At 40.3% G+C, this 23377-nt stretch carries 24 protein-coding genes; all 24 read right to left on the bottom strand.

The genetic code is table 11. From position 1 onward, the window contains the following. Complete coding sequence (locus ACXAHI_RS12740; protein ID WP_474848369.1) at positions 1 to 792, bottom strand: SDR family oxidoreductase; 792 nt, start codon at positions 790 to 792, stop codon at positions 1 to 3. Positions 793 to 807: 15 nt separating this feature from the next. Next, positions 808 to 2952: a TRAP transporter permease gene (locus ACXAHI_RS12735; RefSeq protein ID WP_474848367.1), complete on the bottom strand. Its 2145-nt coding sequence runs from the start codon at positions 2950 to 2952 to the stop codon at positions 808 to 810. 15 nt (positions 2953 to 2967) lie between these two features. Further along, a complete protein-coding gene (locus ACXAHI_RS12730) occupies positions 2968 to 3465 on the bottom strand; it encodes a DUF1850 domain-containing protein (RefSeq protein WP_474848365.1) in 498 nt (165 codons plus the stop codon). Next, positions 3458 to 4456 carry a TAXI family TRAP transporter solute-binding subunit gene (locus ACXAHI_RS12725; RefSeq protein WP_474848363.1) on the bottom strand — a complete coding sequence of 333 codons (999 nt, stop codon included), beginning with the start codon at positions 4454 to 4456 and terminating at the stop codon, positions 3458 to 3460. Before ACXAHI_RS12725 ends, ACXAHI_RS12730 begins: the two co-directional genes overlap by 8 nt. Before the next feature lie 176 nt (positions 4457 to 4632). Continuing rightward, on the bottom strand, positions 4633 to 5568 hold the full coding sequence (gene mdh / locus ACXAHI_RS12720; RefSeq protein ID WP_474848361.1) for a malate dehydrogenase: 936 nt from the start codon (positions 5566 to 5568) through the stop codon (positions 4633 to 4635). A 30-nt stretch (positions 5569 to 5598) separates the two neighbouring features. Next, positions 5599 to 6003 (bottom strand): BMC domain-containing protein, encoded by a 405-nt coding sequence (locus ACXAHI_RS12715; protein ID WP_474848359.1) that lies wholly within the window; start codon positions 6001 to 6003, stop codon positions 5599 to 5601. Next, positions 5996 to 6280 carry a EutN/CcmL family microcompartment protein gene (locus tag ACXAHI_RS12710; protein WP_474813859.1) on the bottom strand — a complete coding sequence of 95 codons (285 nt, stop codon included), beginning with the start codon at positions 6278 to 6280 and terminating at the stop codon, positions 5996 to 5998. Before ACXAHI_RS12710 ends, ACXAHI_RS12715 begins: the two co-directional genes overlap by 8 nt. Continuing rightward, positions 6280 to 6942 (bottom strand): hypothetical protein, encoded by a 663-nt coding sequence (locus tag ACXAHI_RS12705; protein WP_474848357.1) that lies wholly within the window; start codon positions 6940 to 6942, stop codon positions 6280 to 6282. Before ACXAHI_RS12705 ends, ACXAHI_RS12710 begins: the two co-directional genes overlap by 1 nt. Continuing rightward, the gene (locus ACXAHI_RS12700) at positions 6935 to 7573 is read right to left on the bottom strand and encodes a phosphate propanoyltransferase (RefSeq protein ID WP_474848355.1); all 639 of its coding nucleotides are present in this window, start codon (positions 7571 to 7573) and stop codon (positions 6935 to 6937) included. Before ACXAHI_RS12700 ends, ACXAHI_RS12705 begins: the two co-directional genes overlap by 8 nt. Positions 7574 to 7633: 60 nt before the next feature. Then, positions 7634 to 7927 carry a BMC domain-containing protein gene (locus tag ACXAHI_RS12695; RefSeq protein ID WP_224883658.1) on the bottom strand — a complete coding sequence of 98 codons (294 nt, stop codon included), beginning with the start codon at positions 7925 to 7927 and terminating at the stop codon, positions 7634 to 7636. Positions 7928 to 7946: 19 nt separating this feature from the next. Next, on the bottom strand, positions 7947 to 9473 hold the full coding sequence (locus ACXAHI_RS12690) for an aldehyde dehydrogenase family protein (RefSeq protein ID WP_474848353.1): 1527 nt from the start codon (positions 9471 to 9473) through the stop codon (positions 7947 to 7949). 26 nt (positions 9474 to 9499) lie between these two features. Further along, positions 9500 to 10153 carry an ethanolamine utilization microcompartment protein EutL gene (gene eutL / locus ACXAHI_RS12685; protein ID WP_474849869.1) on the bottom strand — a complete coding sequence of 218 codons (654 nt, stop codon included), beginning with the start codon at positions 10151 to 10153 and terminating at the stop codon, positions 9500 to 9502. Between the two features lie 9 nt (positions 10154 to 10162). Continuing rightward, a complete protein-coding gene (gene eutC / locus ACXAHI_RS12680; RefSeq protein WP_474848351.1) occupies positions 10163 to 11242 on the bottom strand; it encodes an ethanolamine ammonia-lyase subunit EutC in 1080 nt (359 codons plus the stop codon). Positions 11243 to 11252: 10 nt separating this feature from the next. Further along, positions 11253 to 12620, bottom strand: coding sequence for an ethanolamine ammonia-lyase subunit EutB (locus ACXAHI_RS12675; protein ID WP_474848349.1), 1368 nt, complete (start codon positions 12618 to 12620; stop codon positions 11253 to 11255). A 12-nt stretch (positions 12621 to 12632) separates the two neighbouring features. Next, the gene (locus ACXAHI_RS12670) at positions 12633 to 14063 is read right to left on the bottom strand and encodes an ethanolamine ammonia-lyase reactivating factor EutA (protein ID WP_474848347.1); all 1431 of its coding nucleotides are present in this window, start codon (positions 14061 to 14063) and stop codon (positions 12633 to 12635) included. A gap of 132 nt (positions 14064 to 14195) precedes the next feature. After that, on the bottom strand, positions 14196 to 14711 hold the full coding sequence (locus ACXAHI_RS12665) for a EutP/PduV family microcompartment system protein (RefSeq protein WP_474848345.1): 516 nt from the start codon (positions 14709 to 14711) through the stop codon (positions 14196 to 14198). A gap of 26 nt (positions 14712 to 14737) precedes the next feature. Continuing rightward, the gene (eutS, locus tag ACXAHI_RS12660; RefSeq protein WP_474848343.1) at positions 14738 to 15079 is read right to left on the bottom strand and encodes an ethanolamine utilization microcompartment protein EutS; all 342 of its coding nucleotides are present in this window, start codon (positions 15077 to 15079) and stop codon (positions 14738 to 14740) included. A 1-nt stretch (position 15080) separates the two neighbouring features. Beyond that, positions 15081 to 16355, bottom strand: coding sequence for an ethanolamine utilization protein EutH (gene eutH / locus ACXAHI_RS12655; RefSeq protein ID WP_474848341.1), 1275 nt, complete (start codon positions 16353 to 16355; stop codon positions 15081 to 15083). Between the two features lie 101 nt (positions 16356 to 16456). After that, positions 16457 to 17056, bottom strand: coding sequence for an ANTAR domain-containing response regulator (locus ACXAHI_RS12650; RefSeq protein ID WP_474848339.1), 600 nt, complete (start codon positions 17054 to 17056; stop codon positions 16457 to 16459). Continuing rightward, positions 17057 to 18481, bottom strand: a complete 1425-nt coding sequence (locus tag ACXAHI_RS12645) for a histidine kinase N-terminal domain-containing protein (protein ID WP_474848337.1) — start codon at positions 18479 to 18481, stop codon at positions 17057 to 17059. Positions 18482 to 18594: 113 nt separating this feature from the next. Next, positions 18595 to 19440, bottom strand: a complete 846-nt coding sequence (gene eutC, locus ACXAHI_RS12640) for an ethanolamine ammonia-lyase subunit EutC (RefSeq protein WP_474848335.1) — start codon at positions 19438 to 19440, stop codon at positions 18595 to 18597. Positions 19441 to 19490: 50 nt separating this feature from the next. Then, positions 19491 to 20852: an ethanolamine ammonia-lyase subunit EutB gene (locus tag ACXAHI_RS12635; protein WP_474848333.1), complete on the bottom strand. Its 1362-nt coding sequence runs from the start codon at positions 20850 to 20852 to the stop codon at positions 19491 to 19493. Between the two features lie 183 nt (positions 20853 to 21035). Then, a complete protein-coding gene (locus ACXAHI_RS12630; RefSeq protein WP_474848331.1) occupies positions 21036 to 21731 on the bottom strand; it encodes a response regulator in 696 nt (231 codons plus the stop codon). Next, entirely contained in the window at positions 21721 to 23325 is a 1605-nt protein-coding gene (locus ACXAHI_RS12625; RefSeq protein WP_474848329.1) for an ATP-binding protein, read from the bottom strand. The genes ACXAHI_RS12630 and ACXAHI_RS12625 overlap by 11 nt, the downstream gene beginning before the upstream one ends. Positions 23326 to 23377 lie beyond the last annotated feature (52 nt).

Here is a 23377-nt window from a genome sequence, read left to right as displayed (position 1 = left end):
TTATAGAGCTTTTACGAGTCCGCCATCGACAACGAACGATTGCCCCGTTACATAGGTATTGGCTCCTGACCCAAGAAAGACGAGCATCTTGGCAAATTCATCAGGCTCTCCGTAACGCTTGATCGGAATCGACTGTTCTGTTTGTGCTTTTAAATCTTCCACCGCTACACCTAGTTTGTCAGCACGAATGTCATCAAGCTGCTCGACACGTTCAGTCGCAATCCTTCCAGGACCAACAGTGTTTACAAGGATGTTATCCTCTGCATATTCCTGTGATAAGCTTTTCGCTAATCCTACAATGCCTGCTCGAAACGTGTTTGATAGAATCAAATTATCCAATGATTGTTTGATAGATGAAGACGCGATGTTCACGATGCGCCCTCCTCCTGCCTTCTTCATGTGTGGGATTGCCGCTCGAGATGTTCTTACGAAACTCAATAGATTCAATTCGAATGCACTCTGCCAGTCCTCATCCGAAAACTGCTCGAACCCACCAGCTGGAGGGCCGCCAGCATTGTTGATCAGAACATCGATCGAGCCGTTCTTCTCAACAGCCACGTTCATGAGGTCCTTAATGTCTTCTGCATTTTTCACATCACACACGTGATAAGAAACATTTTCATTTTGAGTCACTTCAATGATATCTTCGCATGCTTTTTGTAGTTCTTCGCTGTTCCGACTCGATATGATGACAGAAGCACCTTCTCTCGCAAAAGCTAGTGCAGTTGCTTTTCCAAGTCCTTTACTAGCAGCCGTAACGACAACCGATTTTCCCTTTAATCCTAAATCCATCGAATCAGTCCTTTCTTAAGCCGATATCGTTTCTTCATTCGCTTTGTTTCTACTAATATTCGTGACCATGACTAAAATAAAGACGATCGCTCCAACCGCATCCGTAATCAGACCAGGATAGATCAAAAGGATGGCTCCGATTCCTGTGATGAGTCTCATCCAGCCAGAAAGTGATGTGAGGAAATACCCTTCTGCTGTAACCGATAATAAAAACACACCGATCAGTGATGTGATCGCGATCAACAAGATGTTCATCACAGTTGCATCGACCATCAACATTTCATGAGAGAAAACAAACATAAACGGAACGATAAATCCTGCGATCGCTAGCTTCATCGCTTGGAAACCAGTCCTGTTCGGATCTCCTCCACTTATACCAGCCCCTGCAAATGCTGCGAGCGCAACAGGAGGGGTGATGTTTGCGAAGATTCCAAAGTAAAACACAAACATATGCGCAACAAAAATTGCCGTTTCTGGTGATCCAGCTAGCTCTCTGAAGAGCGGTAGCTGCAATAAGATCGGTGCGGCCATCGTACTTGTAATGATATAGGTCGGAATACTTGGTAGTCCCATACCTAGTATAATCGACGTCACCATCGCAAGAAGAAGCGTAATCACGAGCTGAATCAATGGACTATTAACCATCGAACCGATACTTACGATACTATTGGCGATTTCAAGCGCAACTCCTGTAAGGGATGCGATCCCAACGACGATTCCTACAGCACCACATGCAATTGCGACAGGAACGGTCGTTTTCGCACCTTCTTCTAACGCCTGAACACTGTCTACAATGCCAATCTCTTCTGCTTGCAAGTTCAGCATTCGTCTCCACACATTGATGACGAATGGAACTGCAATGATTAACAACAGCTCCCACCAGTCGCCTCGTAAATTAGGGCTAGCATTTCCTGAAAGAAGCGCTGTAATCTGTGGTTGGAAGATCAAGAATAACCCTAGTAACGAAATGACCGGAAGCATCCGCTTTGATGCCGAAATCACGACTGTCGCAATGATTGCCCAAAATGCTGCAAAGAACGGTGTTTTCCCTGAGAAAAGCAAGTAAAGCAAGATTAGCATTGGAATGATCAGATGCCCACGTTCTGCGAGCACTTCCTTAACAGTAGGTAATTCTGTCTTCGGTAACCCTTTTAAGCCGCGTTTTGCTGCGCGGAAATGAACTTGAAGCAGTATCCCGATATAGAAAAGAAGCGCGGGGATAATCCCTGCAAGAATGATTTTCGTATAAGGAACATTCAAGTTTTCCGCCATGATGAACGCTGCCGCTCCCATGATCGGAGGTAAGATTTGCCCACCAACACTCGCTGCAGACTCAACAGCTCCAGCAAAGTTCCGGTGATAGCCGATCTTTTTCATCAACGGAATGGTGAAAGCACCTGTCGTTACGACGTTTGCGATCGCTGAACCATTGATCGAACCTAAAAATCCACTCGCAATAACAGCAACTTTTGCTGGTCCACCCTTCGTGTGTCCTGCTACAGCTAGCGCAAGATCATTGAAAAGTTGTCCCATCCCTGATCGACTTAGGAATGCGCCGAAAAGAATGAAAAGAATGATGTAGCTCGCTGATACGCCGATCGCTGTCCCTAGTATTCCTTCTGTAATAAATACAATCTGGGAGATGATTTGCTTTGATACACTGAAAACGACCTGCTCAGTCAACTGTGGATAGATTGATAGCTTTACATAAAACCCGTACACAAGAAACGCGGCACCTAGTAAAGTAAGCCCCCATCCTGTCACCCTTCTCGTAATATCGAATAAAAGAACGATGATCACGCTCCCTACGATGAAATCAGTCGTGTTGATCTGTCCTCCAGATTGAATGATTCTTTCCGCGGTGAACAACATGTACACACCAGCAGCCATCGCGAGTCCAAACAATATGTAATCATAGATCGGTGTACCTTTGCCGGCCTTTTTCTTAAGGAATGGATACATGAGGAACCCAAGTGCCATCAACGTATATAAATGAATGCTTCGCTGTTGAATATCAACGAGCGATCCTGCATAAGCGGTATAGAGGTGAAACAATGCTAAACCAGCTGCTAACACGGTAATCACGACTTTTAGTATTCCGTTATCAGTCGACCGGACGTTGCTCTCGCGGTCGTATTCTTCTACATTTTTCTTTTTCACGATCATGCACCTCACCTAACATGTAAGTTTTACTAGCAAAGCTCTTAGTAGATTAAGTTTTTTAACAGTTATATGATAAGAACTGTTTGCCTTAAGCTTTTCGCCTTGTCCAGCTACTGTTAATCGGTGTTTCGTCTTATCACCGGTTCGAATAAACAGGCTATCACCGACCGACTGATCGAGTCCTGTCATGTACACCCAGCCATCTTTGATATACGTCTTTTTACCAGCATGACTGGGTACACCAGCTCCAAACGTTTTAAACCGAGTATGAGTCACTATAAGTTCAGATCCTTCGACTTTAAAAAACTCCTCCCATTCTTCCTTCTCAACAGAATGCTCCCACCTCACAGAAAAGGTATCTGCAGTGAGAAACACATCGATCACCTCGTTCTCTTCCTCTACTAACAGCACATTTTTTTGAATAGCGAGTAACAAAACGAGAGTTAAAAGGAAGAACAACGTTAGAAAAAGGGGAGCACCTTGACGATGCCCCCGTTTCGTTCTATTCAAGTATGCCTTGTTCCTCATAGAATGCTTTCGCGCCTGGATGAAGCGGTGCGATAAGACCTTTCGCGATTTCGTCACGGTCGAGCTGCTTTAGCGCTCCTACAGCGACTTCATCGGTACCAAGGTAGTCATAGTAACGTTTTGTTAGATCTTTCACTGTCTCTTCATCGAGGTCTTTTGAAACGACGATCATATTTTGAATTCCAACAGTGACAACTTCATTATCAAGGTTATATTTTGCTTCGTCACCAGCCGGGATCGTGTAGTCTTTGTAGAACGGATATTTTTCTTTCAGCGCTTCTGCAGTTTCACCTTTGATCTCAACGAACGTGATATCGTTTTGCTGCATAAGATCCGTGATATTACTGTTAGGAACCCCAGAAGTAAAGAATGCTGCATCTAAATTTCCATTCTTCATTTCTTGAACACTATCCGCATATCCCGTATGCGTTACTTTCGACATATCGTCATACGTTAAGTTCACTGCTTCAAGTACTTTCTTTGCACTCTGTTCAACGCCTGAACCAACCTTACCTACACCAACTTTTTTCCCTTTCAAATCTTCGACAGATTCGATACCGCTATCTTCTGTCGCTACGATTTGTACGACGTTCTGGTACATGCCTGCTAGTGCTTGTACATCTACTTTATTGCCTTCAAACTGCCCTTTTCCTTCAACAGCGTCATATGCTACGTCACTCATTACGATCGCCATCTGGTTCAATCCATCCTGGATGTTCTGAATGTTTGCTACTGAAGCTCCAGTCGATTCCACGGTAATGTTCCCGATCGAATCACTTTGTTCAAAAATTGGCTTGAGCGCTCCACCAATCGGATAATATGTACCAGACGTGCCTCCTGTACCAAATACGAGAGATTGAGATGAACCAGAACTTTCACCATTATCTCCACCTGCTGAATTACTGCCACCGCCACAAGCAGAAATAATCATCGCGAGTGCAAGTAACACAATCCCTAAAACTTTTGTTTTCACCATTAACCCCTCCGCTTCTTATATTCTTCATTTATGGTAACGGTTACATTATTAATTTTGAATATTTAGAACATATTGGACATTTTGGTCTTTTTGGTCACAAGCTTTACGACTAAAAAAGGGAACTTCCACTTTTGGAAGCTCCCTTTAAGTTACTATCACGCTCTCTGTTAACTTTATACCAATGTTAAGGTTTGTTTTACAGTCTCAGCAGAGCGATCAAGTGCCTCTTTTTCGCTAGAATGTAGAGGAAGTTCAATGACACTTTCTATTCCATTTCCGCCAAGTATTGTTGGAACACCAAGATAGATGTTCTCATATCCATACTCACCTTCGAGATAAGCGATAGATGGTAAAATTCTCTTCTTGTCTTTTACAATTGCTTCGGCCATTTCCACGAGAGAGGCTGCTGGAGCGTAATAGGCACTTCCTTGACCCAGCAAGGATACTATTTCTCCTCCTCCTTTTCGTGTTCTTTCTACGATGGCATCTATTTTATCTTCAGCTAGCAGCTTTTCTAAAGGAATACCACCTGCATGAGAATAACGAACCAATGGCACCATACTGTCACCATGTCCTCCTAAGACAAATCCTGTAACATCTTCAACCGAGATACCTAGTTCTTGTGCTACAAACGTATTAAATCGCGCCGTATCTAACACACCAGATTGTCCAATCACACGATTTTTTGGGAATCCAGTCGTTTTATAACAAACATAAGTCATCGCATCGACTGGGTTACTTAATACTAAAATATAACTTTCAGGTGCATACTGAACGATTTTCTCAGAAACATCCTTCATTATCTTTGAGTTAGTAGCGATCAAGTCATCTCTACTCATACCTGGTTTTCTAGGTATACCTGCAGTTATGATTACCATATCTGCGTCTTTAATATCTTTATAATCTGACGTACCCGTTATAGTAGAATTGAATTTCTGAACAGGACTCGCTTCTAGCATATCTAATGCCTTGCCTTTTGTAGGGTTGTCCATTGAAGGAATGTCTACTAGAACGACATCACCAAGCTCCTTTTGTGCAAGCATTAGTGCTGTTGTTGTTCCTGTGAATCCCGCTCCAATAACTGCAAATTTTTTTCTATTAAAAGTCATTTAATCACCTCCATACAACGAATAGAATTACTATGACGTTTTACTTGTTTCCTTTTTTGGTTCTTGGGTTGCTTTTGAAGTTCGACCAGAAGATTTAGATTTAGCTTTCGTAGCTTGTTCTTCGATATCATCTTCTTTTTCTCGATTCTCTTTTTTGTTTTCATCAGTTTTCTTAAGTATGTTACTTGTTCCCTCATCAGGATGAGGAATCACATAATGAGCAACAAGCTCTCCCACCCGTTGAGCAGCTTCTTTTCCTGCATCTACAGCTGCTTGAACTGCACTAACATCACCTTCTACAAAAACGGTGACTAATGCAGCATCGATCTTTTCTTGATTGACCAGCTTAACATCTGCTACTTTAACCATGACATCTGCAGCTTCAATTGAGCCAATCAGACCTCTTGTTTCAATCATGCCTAAAGCTTTAGCCATTCTCTTCACCTCTTTCAACTTCTACAGCATCTACAATGCCAATGATGATAGCGTCTATCGGTATCGGATTGTCTACCTCTATATTGGAGGCCGAACTCCCTCTTGTAACCATGACCTTATCTCCTACACCTGCACCAATTCGGTCAACAGCAACTAGGTTTGATTGACTAGAATTCTGTATAGATGAAACTGGCCGAACAACTAAAAACTTCAGCCCAGTAAGTCCCTCTTCTTTTCGCGTTGCCCATAGATTCCCTATAACTTCGCCTAAGATCATTATTCGCCCCCCTGTGACACTTGTTTTCGAATCAATATACTTCGTTCTCTTGCTGCGTCTCGGGCCATAGGAGTAACGATCGTATCACTGGAAATGATGATTTCTTCATTATCCCAGGATTCTATTATCGATTGTGTTAAAAGTTTTTCATTATATCGTCTCATATCCTCATGAGCAGGTGAGTGATATGGTGAATTCATTGGTTTAATGTCCTCTAGCTTTGTAAAAGAAACGCCATATTTCACTACTTTTTCGTAGTATTGTTTCAGTTGCTCTCTGTAAGATGAATTTACTGTTCCAACGTTTCTATCATTAATGAAACGATCTAATAACGTTTCTGATTCAAAGTAGATTTTACTCCCTTTCATCATCAACTCTGAAAAAATAAGACTCACATTTGTATCTGTAATTCCTATTGCGCTCTTAACTAAAAGGTCTTGATTCACATTTAGAAAAACTGCTTCCTCTACTTTATTAGGTAGATCATCCGTATTTGGATTAATGACGATCGGTTCCCAATAATCCTGGAGTGTAGCGAGAGTTTTTGCTTCTGGTTCTTTTGAACAAATCACGAGTAAGGTCGGTTTGGCCTCCCTACTCGTGAATCCCTTTTCCTTTAAGATATCAACAACGATTTTTTCTATAGTAGTTCTATCAATCATTTATCAAGATCCCTTTTTGACCTGATTTGATAGAACCTGCATTTGCTTCATCGGTATCGATATGCATTTCCAATCGATATTTCGACGAGACTCTAATTAATACATTCTCAAACTGTATCGGCCTTTTTCCTTCATCTACACGGACTTTCACATAATCCCCATCCTGTAATCCCATATCTTCTGCATCTTCAGTGCCCATATGAATATGGGATTGGGCGATGATAAGTCCTTCATTCAAATAAATGCTCCCACTTGGTCCTACGAGTGTTATGGGGCAAGAACCTTCGATATTACCAGACTCACGGATAGGTGGGGCTAAACCTAATTTGACTGCATCAGTTTGACTTACTTCTACCTGAGTAGCTCTTCTTTGCGGACCTAATACTCTCACTCTTTCAATACTTCCTGATGGTCCAACAATAGTGATGGTTTCATTCGCTGCGAATTGACCCGGTTGAGATAAATCTGCTTTCTTGGTCAACTCACTTCCCTTTCCAAACAAAGCATTCATTGCGTTTTTATCCAAATGGCAGTGTCTCGCTGACACCGCCATAGGAATTTCTGAACTTTGTTTTTTGCGAAGTTGAGTGATCACTTCATCTACAATTTTATCTATGTTCTGTACATCCATACCGCTTTCCTCACTTTCCATTAAAGCCCTTTCTCAGAAAGTAATTGCAACCTAATAAGTTTATTGATTGATTCCTTCAAGTTTTGGTAGAATACCATCTAATTCATTGTGAGGGCGTGGGATTACGTGTACAGAAAGCAACTCTCCTACTCTTTGAGCTGCAGCACTACCTGATTCCGTAGCTGCTTTTACCGCCCCAACGTCTCCACTCACTAAGATCGTTACAATTCCTCCACCAACATGTACTTTACCAACCAAATTAACATTTGCAGCCTTTACCATTGCATCTGCCGCCTCCACTGATGCTACTAACCCTTTAGTCTCGATCATTCCTAGCGCGCCATTAATTGCCATTATAAATTCCTCCTAATTTTTATTGGTATTGACTTACAACTCTATTTACAATGGAAGATACTTGTTCTGCATCTACCTCTTGAGTATCAATATTCTTAAGTACTCTCTCGACAATCTTTTCAAGGTCTTCATCTTTTGGTTTCATTGAATCTTTTTCTTTTACTGATCTATTTGAAGATGGTTTTGGGACAGTAACGTCTTTTATTCCATACGCTAAACGCTTCGTATTCATCAAGTGACGAGCGGTAATATTATCAGAGGTAATGTTCCCTCCATACGACCCACAACCCAACGTTAAAGAAGGTTTTAAGCCTGTTGTTCCACCAACCGCACCGATACTTGATAATGTATTAACGACCAACCTTGATACAGGCATTTCTCTTCCGAACCTTTTTGCTACACGATCATCTGTTGTATGCAATGAAAGGGTGTGCCCTCTACCTCCTAAATTCAGCAATTCTAAACAAATCCGCTTTGCATCATCTTCGTCTTTGGATGTGTATAGAGGAAAGATAGGAGAAAGCTTCTCTATTGAGAAAGGTATATCTTTTCCAACCTTATCTTCCTCTGCTATAAGGACACTAGTATCCGAAGGAACATCAATACCTGCCATTTTCGCAATCCTTGAAGCAGAACGACCTACAATTTTTGGATTCAATTTTCCTTTGATAGGAGAAATTGTATTTTCTAATTTTTGTTTTTCTTCACTATTCAAAAAGTATGCTCTGTTATTCTTAAGCTCACGGATGGTCATTTCTTTAACATTTTGGTCGACTACGATTGCCTGTTCTGTAGCACAGATCGTGCCATTATCAAACGTTTTACTAGTTACCACCATATCTGCAGCTTTCTTCACATCGCAAGATTTTTCTAGATAAACCGGAACATTTCCCGGACCAACACCATAGGCTGGTTTTCCAGAACTATAGGCCGCTTTTACAAGACCACCTCCCCCCGTAGCCAGAATCACGTTAATCCCTTTATGGCTCATTAATTCTGTGGTTGCAGCCATTGAAGGCTTTGAAATCCAACCAATAATTCCCTCTGGAGCCCCTGCTTCAATAGCTGCCTCATAACAAACCTTAAGCGCTTCAACTGTACAGTTGACTGCAGAAGGATGAGGACTGACTACAATTCCATTTCGTGATTTTAACGAGATTAACGTTTTAAAAAAAGCTGTAGATGTGGGATTGGTAGTTGGTATAATCGCTGCTACCACTCCGAATGGATAAGCAAACTCAGTCACTTGATTCACTTTATCTTCATGGATGATTCCGACTGTTTTTTCGTCTTTTATCGACTCATATACATCTCTAGAACCAACTTGATTTTTAATCTCCTTATGTTCTACAACCCCCATATCAGTTTCGGAAACCGCCAATTCAGCAAGTCTATAGGATTGTTGAAATGCAGCATCCGCAACTTTTTTCACGATATGGTCAACTTGTTCTTGCGTAAATTCTTCAAACTTCTTCTGTGCTTCGTTTGCTCGCTTAACTGCATTTCTCATCTCTTGAATCGATTGCAAGTCATGATCAAAGTTCAATACTGTACTCTCCCTTCTTGGTATATCTAATAGTGCTTAGGTGCATTGGCCACCTCTATCACAGCTTCTCGAAAAGCATCAGCTGCTGCTTGGCAGGACGCTTGAGAACCCGTTACTAACCCCCCGCCAAAATTAGTCTCAGTTGGCGGACCATAATAGGTTGAAAGCTTAACATCAGACGACTTCAAAGCAGCATCTATTCCATATGTTGATTCCAAAGGTGGAGCAATAAGATAAGCGAGTGATTGTCCTGGCTCTATGTCAGCTTCCTTTGACAAAAACGATCCAGTTCTTGAGATAACATGAGCATATAAAGCATGTGTTTTTTCTTCGTTGAGCGCTTCGAAATGTGCCCCGCTTTCCACCACATGTTCAACAGCTTGTATTCCGCTTTTCACTTCGTCTGGATTGGGACCTGAAAGAATACCAATGAATTCACCTGAAAGCGGACCAGATGCATGGTCTGCACCTGCGTAGAATGATTGAGCGTATACAACCTCCACGTCAGCCCGTTTCGTTGCTTCATCCAAAGCGGTTACACCTATGTCATCCATATCCACTGTAAAAATACCAAGACTTCGATGACGATCTTTGACCTTCAATTTTCTAGCTAAAAGAGGCTCAACATTTGGAATAATTCGTACTGACAAGACATTCGCAAAAATAGGTACTAATTTAATGAGGTTCACCTACCCTTCCTTTTTCACAAGGGCGACACCACTTGCTTCATATTTCAATACCTTCTCAATCACACTTCCTAGATAAGCGCCCGCTTCAACTGGAGGAATACCACCACTGTGAATATTGGAAATCACCATTCGATCTGATTCAATTGTGTTTAGTCTAGGCTTATAACATAAATAAGCGCTGAGTGATTCTGCACTTATCAATCCCGGTCGTTCCCCTATAAGTAAAATTGCAACTTCTGGCTCTAACGCCTCTCCAACATCGTCCATCACTGCAACTCTGCCTTTTTCAATGAAAAATGGTGTCCCAACATCAAAACCTAGATTATCCAAAGATTGCTGCAGGGAAAGGTAAACGTCCTCAAGATTTTCATTGATTGCTTTCGAACTTAATCCATCAGAAACAATGATCTGAACTTGTGGAGAATGCATACACTTACTTTTAATCGTCTTTTTTGCTTCATCTGATAATTTTCTGCCGTAATCTGGCCGCCTGATATACGTCTCTTTATCCGTTACTTTCGTATTCACTGAAAATAGATCTAGAGCATCTAAGAGATTTTTATCCACATTTCCATAGACAGCATCAACTGCGGCTGCGTGGTCATACCTAAATCGTAACCAAGCATCTGTCTTTGGTCTCACGCCAGCCCGTCCTACCCCAATACGCGCAGGTGTACTATTCGTCAAATGTTTGAGATCATCGCTGTTTCCATTATTAGTTCTTTCTTGTGTTCTTTCTTGTGTTCTTTCTTGTGTTCTTTCTTGTGTTCTTTCTTGTGTTCTTTCTTGTGTTCTTTCTTGTGTTCTTTCTTGTGTTTTTTCAGGTATAGGCGATGCATTCAAAACTGACTTCATACCTTTACCTTCTTCCTTTTTTGTTGAAGGAAAAGGGGAAAACGTTACTCTTCCAACTCCTACTTCTTCAGATGAACGAGGAGAAGATATAATTGATTCGGCTTTTGGTTGCTTAGTCGTATGGTCCCAAATATTCACTCGTTCTTCGTCAACTTTTGAATGAGACTCTTCCTGCATTCTGGATAGAACTAGTTTTGTGACCTTCTCTACCATTTTTGAATCCATTTAGACCCTCCTATCTTGTAAAGATCGTAGGGTCACCAGCTAAATGCGTAAGTTCCCCATTTTTTACTATTTCCATCTTCTCAAGCCATTCTTCAAATAAAGGAGAAGGGCGTTTATTAAATGTTTGTCGTAACGTTGCAACGTCATGGAAACTCATAGACTGATAGTTCAACATACAGTCATCTCCCATCGGAGTAGCAATTATAAAATTCACACCAGACGTAGTGAGAAGAACACCTAGATCTTCTATATCGTTTTGATCCGCTTTCGTATGGTTTGTATAACAAATATCAACGCCCATCGGAATGAGGTGCATCTTACCCATAAAATGATCTTCAAGTCCTGCCCTTATCACCTGTTTGTTGTTATAAAGATACTCAGGACCTATAAAACCGACAACGGTATTTACAATGAACGGATCATAGTAACGCGCAAAACCATAATTTCTTGACTCTAGCGTCATCTGGTCAATTCCATGATGAGCTTCTGCCGACAGCTCAGATCCTTGTCCTGTCTCAAAATACAACCGTTGCGGCCCCGTTCCAGTCCCTTCAACCTTCGCTAATTCATTCGCTTCTTCTAAAAGCTTCGCATCGATACCGAAGGACCGATTTGCGGTTTCAGTTCCGGCTATACTTTGGAAAATCATATCAGCAGGAGCTCCTTGTTGAATCGCTTTCATTTGTGCGGTTACATGAGCTAATACACAATTCTGAGTCGGTATCTTCCATTCTTTTATAAAGTCATGTGTGGCATGGAGAAGACGTTTCACACTCTCTACTGATTCTTCAACTGGGTTTATCCCAATCACCGCATCCCCAATTCCATATGATAAGCCTTCCTTGAGCGATGCAAGCATGCCATCAACGTTATCAGTCGGATGGTTGGGTTGTAACCGTGAAGACAACACACCCTTTTGCCCGATTGTAGTGTTACATTTCGTTTGAACTTCGAGCTTATTCGCAGCATGGATCAGGTCTAAATTAGACATGATTTTGCCAACAGCAGCAATCATTTCACTGTTCATACCTCGACTAATTCTTTTAAGATCCTCACCTGATGTTTCAGTGGCTAGTATATATTCTCTCAGTTCGGCTACTGACCAATTTTTGATAGAGTTATAGATCTTTTCATTGACTTCTGATTCTATTATTCTAGATACTTCATCCTCCTCTGGAGAAAGAAGAGGGTGATTACGAATATCTTGGAGCGTTAATTCACTGAGAATTTCCTTAGCTGCAATACGCTCCTGCACCGATTCTGCTCCTATACCTGCTAACCGGTCACCTGATTTCTCCTCATTTGCTTTCGCAAGAAGGCTTTTTAAGGATGAGAACTGATAGGTATGTCCTAAATAAGTGGTTGCTAAATTCAACATTCTGCCTCCTTCCTATTTCTGAAACGTCAATGTTTTGATTACTACTGGAACGACGCCAGATTCTAGTAATCTTCCTATATCCAAATAGTCACCATGCTCGATATTTATTTGATCGATACATACTGTTGGTTGCTCAGCATTTATGGTTCGTAAGGTTTGACCTAGAGATTTCGCAAGATCACGCTCTAAAACGATGATCAGGGGTTGTGTTGAAACTTTCTTTTTAACAGCTTTTATGAGTGCGTCTGATAAATGCTGCATGTCCTTAAATCCTAATAGAGGTAATTCCGTTAAATATAAAGCAAAATTTTGCCCTTCCTTTTTAGGATCAAAGATTTGAATGCCTTCTTCTATCAATTGAGGGAGAAGTGATAAATTTGATTGAAAGTCCCCACTAAATGAAATCCTGTATACCGGAAGATTTCTAATGGGTAACGCGTCATTATCAACCTGAATTGTTGCACCGCTAATCTCTGTAGTTTGTGTTCCGGCTCCTAAAACCGTTGCTCTGACTGTTTCGTTCGGTTCTAACCATTCCCATGATGAAAGTTCAGAGTGACTTGTTAATGATTTAGCTAGTAAGACACCAATGTCATCATATATCCCTGTTGTGCTACATATATCAGGATGATAGATGCATTCAGAAACGCCTCCCGAGAACATGATGGCATCGACTTTGCCTTCCCAATTCGGTTTATCCCCCACTAGCAATTCATCAGATTCATTCAACTTCTGTTCCAGCATGTTCACGATTGTTTGAGCCATATAATCTGTCAGCTTTTTAAGCTCTTTTTCAGAATAGCTCTTACCCACTTCTACCTGCAGGTTCAGTTGATCTCCAATCCTTTTTACAGGCGGTGCAATATAGTTAACTACTCCATTCTTGAATTCAATTAACTTGCCACCAATATGAAGCGTACAAGTGCCAAGGAGCTTTCCGTATTTGTATACCGCTACATTCGCTGTTCCACCACCAATGTCGATATTGGCAATCGTTCGATTCGTTTGTTTTGAATATGCATGTGCCCCTGATCCTTTTCCAGCTATAATACTTTCTAAATCAGGACCAGCGGTTGCGACCAGAAATTCACCAGCATGGTTGGATAGATGATTGATCATCTCTTCAGCATTTGTTTTTGTAGCCGTTTCACCGGTAATGATAACTGCTCCAGTCTGAATATCATCTACAGAAACTCCTGCCTCTTGATATTGAGATAAAACGATACGTTCTACTTCATCCATGTCGATTTCATTCCCTGACTTTAGAGGAGTTCTGAAAATCGGACTTCTGTAAATGACTTCAGTATCGGTTATTTCAATACGGGGCATGTGTGTACTTCCCGCTGTATTCGTTAAAGAGAACTTACTTATTACGAGCTTCGTTGTGCTTGTTCCAATATCGATTCCTGCACTCAGCAGTTCTTCTCTTTTTTTACGGTCCATACGATTCCTCCGTTGCAACAAAAAAAGACACCTCATACATGCTATCCGGATGGGATAGAAGTATAAGGCGCCTTTGCCTGAGTTTCATTCATTTTTTGACTTCATCTATTCTGAATATTAAATTAAATCACGCTACTTGTAAAGGGTTTCATTAAAAATCAGATGATTGCTGCCCTGACTTTCTACATACCTTCTCATTTCCTCGTTGTTATTTAAATGAACTAATTCGCGTAAGAACTTCACCCCTGTCCCTTGCTCAGCAGAAGTAATGACAATCGGCCCTTTCGGTATCACACGTTTAAGTTGTTCGATCGCCTTATTGATATCTGCCTTCTCGGAGTCAGCTTTGGTCACAACACCTATAGGTAGCTTATTAATTCCTGTGCTGAACCCTGGTGGAAAAATCGTTTTCTTCTTCGTGGCATCCTGGATATACATCACATGTGTGACTTCTAGTGAAGTAGCCATTATATTTTTATAGTACATTGGATTTTCAGTATACTCACCTGGCGTATCAACAATCCAATCATCATAATTAAGACTTTGCGTCTTTAAAGCTCTTCCCTCTTTTCCTAATAGTGCTTTTGTTAGAGTAGACTTCCCAGCTCCAATAGATCCTAAAATCATGCAACGATTTTGTTTAGTCATTCTTTCCCTCTCCCTTCTACCATTCACTATGATTTCGTTATATTAGAAGGAGTGTAACCAAGGGTTTCTGATAAAAATCTGTTCACCTCTTGCATAGCCATATCCACTTCTGAAACACTTCCTAGCAATACCAGGCTGCCAGTGAAACGGTCAAGAAAGCCTATCTTGACGTGAGCCGCTTTTGTCGCATAATCCCCTGCTATAATGGCTGTTTCACTCGGTGTTAAAGTAAGTATGCCAAGGGCACCAGACTCTTCAATCCCTAATTTCTCGAACATGTCTTGATCTGGGTTCGCAATCAAGTGACTTAACGTAATTTGTTTTCCTGGAACGAACTCTTGGATAAATCTCTTTTTTTCTTCATTCATGTTATTTTCCCTCCGATGCAACTGCAACTTCATTTTCCATTTCTTTTTCTAAATATTCATCTTCTCCAATGATGCCTTTTTCCCTGTCCAGACGTTCAAGTTCCCTTGCTTTTGGAACCGATATCCAATTTGCTATGGCAATTGCAATGATACCTGCAGAAAGTTTACCAACAATTATTGGTAGAATTAATGTCGGCTGAAAGTTTGCAGTGAACGAAAGGTGATCACCTAATAAAAATGCCGCACAAACACCAAAGGAAATGTTAATTACTTTATCTTTAGGAGGCATAGAGCGAATCAGCTTAAACATAGCAAGTATATTCGCAATTGTTGCGACAAGCCCTGCACTTCCTACAGTACTCAATCCAAGTTTTCTTCCCAAGGATTCTAGTGGTTTCGCTGCAAATTTCCTCAATAAATAAACCATTGGGAACGCACCTGCTAACATAATTCCAATATATCCAGCGGTTTCCAAAGCTCTAAATTGATCATCTGCATCCGCCATGATTGGATCGAAACCCCATCCTCCAAAAACATTTGTGAAAACACCTGTAAATATCTCTACGATAGAAAATACAAGTACTAGCTTAATAGCCGCATCTAATATTCTACCGAACCACATAAATCCTTTGATCATTAAATCTGGAAGGAAATATAATCCTACCGCAATCGCTATAACAAAAATAAGTAGTGGGGTAAGATTCGCAAATATTTTAAGATAACTTATTGTGAATTCATAGGTTGATTCAGTGTTCGTCGAAATCACATCTCTTACTTTGGAATTCGTCATCGTTATGATGACACTAGATATGAATACACCAATTGGAATCGTCAGTACTCCCGACATAATTCCAAGAGCCATATATTTGTGATCTCGTTTATCAAGCATTGCTAATCCCATTGGTATCGAGAACACTATTGTTGCCCCTGCCATAAAACCGACGATTAAGGCCATGATCCACCCTTCATAAGATTGCTGAAGCGCTTCTGCTAACTGGTATCCTCCCATATCTGAAGCTAAGATTGCCGTTGCAGCAATTGCAGGATCAGCACCTATTCTTTCGAAAAAAGGGCCAACAAATGTATTAACTAACCAAGAAAGGTAAGGGATTGAAGCCATGATACCAGCAGCTGGTACGAAAATATGCCCAATAGAATGGATTCCTTCCATGAATTGGCCTCCGATACCTTCCTCACTATTTTTTATCGAAGCAATCGCTCCCGCTATCGCACAAATCATTATGATGTATATAACAATGTTACCGATTAGAACCATATTTCTTCCCCGCTTCCAATATATTTTCTAACCTAGGCAGAAAAAGACAAAAAGGTGCCAAAGAAGGCTTGTTATCCCTTCCTTTAGCACCTTTGCTCCATTTATTCACTTATAACTTGTACTTCTGTTGCGCTAGAATATTTCTTAATGATATACTTCGCAACTTTCTCAAGAGTAACCTGCTTATTCATACTTGTATTTCTCATTTTCTTAAAAGAAACCTCTTCACTATATCCAAATCGCTCCATCAATATCCCTTTTGCTTTTTCTATTAATTTCCTCTCTTGTAATCGCCTATCTGCCTCGACTACTTTCTGTTCATATTGTTTTGAAACTTCTGCCTGATGTAAAGCAATTTCGATAGCTGGTATCAATCGATCACTCGAGACTGGTTTAACGATGTAACCGACAATGTTAGCTTCTTTTGCTTTATCAATAAAGTCTTTCTGGCTATAAGCAGTGAGTAACAATATTGGAGTCTTAAACTTTTGAGAGATTATTTTACTAGCTTTTAACCCATTCATCTTTGGCATTTTGATGTCCATGATAATAAGATCTGGTTTTACTTGGTCGACAACCTCAATTGCTTTTTCGCCATTGCCTGCTTCTCCCACCACATCGTATCCTGCATCTTTTAGTATCATTTTAACGTCCATCCGTACAATGGATTCATCTTCTACGAGTACGATTCTTTTACTCACCTAAATCATCCCCTTAAATGGAAATGCAATACTTGCCTCTGTCCCCTGATCGACTTTTTGTAATTGAAATTCACCTGAAAGATCGTTCTCAACCATCATATTAACAATTTCTAATCCTAAAGAAGCTTTTGTATGAGGAATATAACCTATACCGTCATCTTTCACGCTAATCTTTATGTCGTCATCCTCATGTCGAAATGACACTAAGATCTTACCTGATTTCCGCCCTTTAAACGCGTGATTCATACAATTTTGAATTAATTCATTGATTACTAGTGCGACAGACACCGCTCTTTTTGATTCAATAGTGAGGTTATTTCCCTCAAATGAGATTTCGACTTTCGTTTCAGCTGATGATTCCATGTATACGAGCATCGTACCGATTTTTTCAATTAGTTCAAATATGTCTACTTCATCGATACTACTGTTGGAAAGAATCACCTCATACACTGAAGCTATACTGAGTATGCGATTCAAACTTTCCAGAAAGTATACTTTACTTTCTTCTGGAATTCCCCGACGCATCTGTAAACGCAATAGACTGGCGACAGTTTGCAAGTTGTTTTTCACCCTATGATGAATCTCTTGTATTGCCACAGATTTCATAATTAATTCTTTTTCTTTATCCCTTAAATCTGTTAAATCCCTTAATACAATAAACTTACCGTTGTATTTTTCATTTTGAGATAATAGTATTTTCTTCACTTTAAAGATTTTATTTGAAATTTCAATTTCAGTCACAAATAAGTCATCAGGGTGTACTATAATTTCTTCTAAAAAAGGTAAACAGTGAATTAGGTTCTCACCGCTCTTGCATTCTTTCCCAGTTAAACTATGAACTAAATTTATCGCTGCAGGATTCGAATACAGCAGATTCCCTTCCTCTTCTACAAAGAAAAATGCTTCTTCTATTAAATCCGGAATCATAGGTTGTTTCTCTGAAACTCCCAATAAAACATCACTTAACGACTCAGCCGTTTTTGACAACGCTTTCAATTCCGCTCGTTCTTGAAGCTGATCGCTTATATCTTTCTCCATTACCAAAGCTCCAATAACTCGGTTCTTTGAACTGTGGATAGGAACAACACTTTGTTCAACTTGGGTTCTCTCTTGTGTTATTGCTCTATTTGAAGTCATAGCATTTCCAGACCGAAGACAATAATAAACTCCTGGCTCGAACGTTTCGTATGCTTTCTTTCCTACGACAGTGTTTTCATAGATTGGTCTAGTTGTAGTTGGAGCAGCTTCCGCAACAACAATTGCATGTTTGTTATCTTTCATCAGACAGTCGATAAAAATATTCGCTTTTGATAAATCTGCTGTGTATTGTAGCGTGTTACTTAAATCAATAATCGTTTGAATCTCTTCAGGTGAGAGACTCGTGTGTTCCTCACAGATTGACTTAATCGATACTGCATCATTCATTAGGTATAAATCACCAACTTTTCCATTTATTAAATGGTATGTTTAGCCTAGAAACTACCTGACATTATAATGAGCAATATTAATTTTGTCAATTTTACATATATTCCGTCGAATTACTTGAGGTGCGAATATTTTACTCCGCTCGCTTGGTAATTTAGCATCTCTTCGATAACATCTGAAAGGTACGCTCCAGCCTCAATTGGTGGGACACCTCCACTATGGATGTTGGAAAAGACTGTTCGATCAGCTTCTACGCTATTCTCATTAGGTCTATAAATTACATAAGCACTTATACTTTTAGATGTTGCCAGTCCAGGTCTCTCACCAATCAACGAAACCACTATGTCACAATCTACTAATGCTGCTACTTCATCTTGAATCCATACTCTACTTTTCCGAATAAAAACTGGATCACCCAAAGTAATGCCTTTACCTTCAAGCCCTTGTATTAGAGCTGGAAGTAAATCGGGTACCGTCTCTTCGATTCCTGTAGAACTTAGACCATCTGAAATGATGATTTGTACTTGTTTACCTTTGTCCCCATTCTCCTTCAGCCACTTGACCGAATCTTCATCTAATGATCTTCCGACATCTAAATTCATCAAGTATTCTTCCATACTTTTCGCCTTAGAATGTAAAATTGGAAGCCTCATTTCCTCTAGAACAGAAGTAGACACATCTTTAACAACGGCATCTTGTGCAGCTGCATGATCGATTCTAAAGTCTAAATAATTTTTCGTCTTCATTCTAGTACCACTATGTCCTATACCAATCCTAGCTGGCGTTTGACTCTGTGCTAGTTCTATAGAATCCTTATTTACTGGAGAATCAACTGTTACACGTTTCTCGGAACTATAGACAAACTCTCTTGTATCATTATTGAAACGTTTTTTTGTTTCACTTTTCGCTTCTACTTCCATTTCTTTCATAACTTCTTTTACGATTTGTTCAATATTCACATGCTCACTTCCCTTCTTTTTTAACGCTTCACATCACCCCTATGGATGATTCAGTCAAAGATAGAAAGGTCTCCTGCTGCTTTAGTCAAGCGACCATTTTCCATAATACCCATTTCTTCCAACCATTTTTCAAAATCTCGGAGTGGTCGCAATCCTAACATTTCTCTTAAGCTTGCATCATCATGGTAACTTGTATCCTGGTAACTTAGCATGACATCGTCTCCACCTGGAACACCCATATAAAAATTAGCTCCTGCTACGGTTGTCAACATCCCTGCAATTTCTTGATCATTTTGGTCTGAGTTCATGTGGTTCGTATAGGTTGGAGCAATCCCCATAGGAAGGTTATGAAGTTTTCCCATAAATAAATCTTCCAAATCGCAACGAATCATTTGTTTCCCATCATAAAGAGTTTCTGGACCAATAAAACCTGACACATTATTAACCATAAAGGGATTCCAATGTCTCGCATATCCATATGTGCGTGCTTCCAATGTCTGCATGTCCACACCCAAATGTGCGTCCAAAGAGACTTCTGATCCTTGTCCTGTTTCAAAATAAAAAAAGTTAGGTCCTGCCGATGTACCTTGTTCCTTCATAAGGATATATGCTTCATCTAATATCTTCTTTGACACACCGAAGTCTTCGTTGGCTAATTGCGTTCCAGCTAAACTCTGAAACATTAAATCGATAGGAGCATTTTTTTCTAGAGCATTCATTTGTGTCGTTATATGTGCAAGAACACAATTTTGGGTGGGGACACCCCATTTCTGAATGAACTCATGACTCATAGAAAGAATTTCACGAACAGATTCAACCGATTCGTTGTTTGGGTTTATTCCGATAACAGCGTCTCCCGATCCATAGGATAAGCCTTCTTTCATTGATGCTAAGATACCCGCAGGGTTATCGATCGGATGATTTGGCTGGCATCGAAACGCTAGTCTTCCAGGCTCGCCAATCGTCGTATTGCAGTGTGCTTGATGTTTCATTTTTTGTGATGCAAGAACTAAGTCGATACTTGACATCAGCTTTGCTACTCCTGAAATCATTTCACTTGTTAACCCTCTGCTTAATCGTTTCAGAGCTGTACTGCTAGTATTATGGGAAAGTATGTATTCCCTTAATTCTCCTACAGTCCAGCTTGAAATTTCACGGTAGATTGATTGACTCATGTCATCATAAGTCAACTTGGTTATTTCATCCGTCTCATATGGAATTACTGGATTCTCATAAATATCTTTTAATTGAAGTTCACTTAATACATACTTTGCAGCCATCCGTTGTAAGGAAGAGCTCGCTCCAATACCACTCATGTTGTCTCCCGATTTTTCTTCACTTGCTTTTGCTAAAACCTCCTTTACTGAATCGAATTGATACACCTCATTCTTTAACTTGCAAGAAAAATCCACTCCACTCACCTACTTTTCTAAAATACTTTTACATACAAAAAGGTGCCTAAAACATCAGACTCTCTCCAATGTATTAGGCACCATTACCTACAGACTTATTTACTTATAGCAATAATAACAATCATTTATCAGAAAATAAAGATTTTTCTTTTTTGATATTTTATAAACAGGACTTTTTTCTCATCAATATCTATTATATTCTTTTTCAAACGAGTATCTATTGAGTGGTCTTCCAACCCCGCCGTATTGAATTTCAATATTCACTTGCCCAGACTTTTGAAGATAATCCAAATACCTTCTAGCTGTTACTCTTGCAAGACCGATACCATCAGCTGTTTCTTCAGCTGTAATCGGTTCAGTTTGTTTGCTTAGGAATTTAATAATCTGTTCAAGAGTTTGCCGGTTTAGGCCTTTAGGTAATGAAGATTCTATGGAATTACTCCTTTTAGAACTTCTTTTGATGAAGTCCAGCTCATTTTGTGATATTGTGCCTTCACCACTTAAGCCGTCGTAATAGATCTTATAATCTTTTAACGCTTGCTGAAACCTCTCAAATTTAAAAGGCTTGATCAAATAGTCCCTAGCACCATTATGAAGCATGGTTCGAATCGTATCCCTGTCGTTCGCTGCTGTGATGGCGATCACGTCGACTCGGCTTCCTTCGTTTCTTAGCGCATTTAACATATCGAGTCCATTTTGCTCAGGCATGTAAACATCGAGCAGGATGAGATCCGGTTTCAAGTCCTTAACAAGCTTCAGGCCTTCCTCACCCGTGCTTGCAACTCCTATGATTGTGAAACCTTCGATCCTTTTGATAAATTGCTTATTCACCTCTTGCACCATCGGATCGTCTTCTATCAATAAAACGCTAATCGTCATCATGCTCACTCCCCTCAGTGCTCATTGGAATAACAATTTCGATACTCGTTCCTTCATACTCATAAGAAACGAGCTTCATTGTCCCATTTGCCCTCTCAATTGTTCGATTAATAAGGTATAGGCCAAGTCCACTTCCGTCTTTTCCTTTCGTTGTGAACCCTTTTTCCAAAACTCTTGCTTGTATATCGTCCTTCATGCCACACCCATTATCTTCTACTGATAGATAAAGACTATCATCATCACCGATGATACTAAGATGGATCAGCTTATCCTCCCGACTCACTTCATGAAACGAATAAAAGGCATTTTCGATCAAGTTACCTAAAATCAGGACGAGATCATGACTATCTAATAAAATTGGATTCTTCTTATACACACTATCACGGTCGATTGTGACGTTGACACCGAGCTCTTTCCCTCTTCTAACTTTGCTAAGAATTAACCCTGAAATACGAAAGTCGTTGATTCTCTTGCTTAGAAAGTTTGAAAGATCTTCATCTTGCTGTGACACATCAAAAACATAGTCGAGTGCTTTTTCCTTTTCATCAAGCTGAATCAAACCTGCAATCGTATGGAGACGGTTCAGGGACTCGTGATTTTGCACGCGCAATGCCTCAACGAAATTCTTAACACCCGTTAACTCTTCTGCCATCGCCGCCACTTCAGTTCGATCTTGAAAAACGGCTACGCCACCAACTTCAATACCCTCTACAATGATCGGTACCTTACTGATCAACAATACTTTCTGACCAACCGTCGTCTCTTCATTTTCAAAGCGATCCTTGCTTTTTAAAATCGATAGGAGTTTTCCCTTTATAACTTCCTCCACTGGCAGGTCAGTCACTTCCTCAGCGATGTCTAAAATCCTCTTTGCTTTATCATTGAAGATCATAATCTTGCCACTTAAATCGATCGCGATGACGCCTTCGTTCATCGCCTCAAACGTTGCCGTCCGCTCAACGAGAAGCCTCGATATCTCATGTGGCTCAAGCTGAAAGGTTTCTTGCTTAATTCTTCTTGCCAAAAGCCAAGAACCGACACTTCCAAACCCAAGTGCTAGTAAAGCGATCAGTGCAAGTTCAGATTTTATACTAGAAAGGACCGTTACGAGATTCGGCATGATGTTACCGACAATCACAACACCGATCTGTTCATGTTCGGCATTCATGATCGGTACGAACGATCGGATGGAAACGCCGAGTTCACCTTTTGCTTTTGAAACATAGCTGTGTTCAGCAAACGCCGCACCTTCATCTTTTCCTGAAGATACGGTTCCAAGCTTTTCTTCAACTGGATGGGAATATCGGATACGGTTCAAATTAAGCACCACGATATAGTCTGAGCCATTGATCGTCCTGACTCTATTCACGATCGGGTTGAGTGTTTCCCATCCTTCACTTTGTACGAGAGATTGCTGCACTTCTGGAAGATTCGCAACCGTACGTCCTGTAATCAGACCTCTTTCTCCCAGTCGCTCTTCTGTCTGGTCGTACAACTTTCCAGCTGCAATCACTCCTGCAATAATGATCGAAAAGAAAACAACCCCAAACGAAAAGATCATGATTTTCCACTTTATCGATAGTACCCTTCTCATAATTGAACGTCCTTCCAAAGTCTTTAGCTCAAATGCTAGTTACACCTCGTTT

The organism is Anaerobacillus sp. ABD4_527 (assembly GCF_056160805.1).
This window is presented reverse-complemented; position numbering and strand designations above follow the sequence as displayed.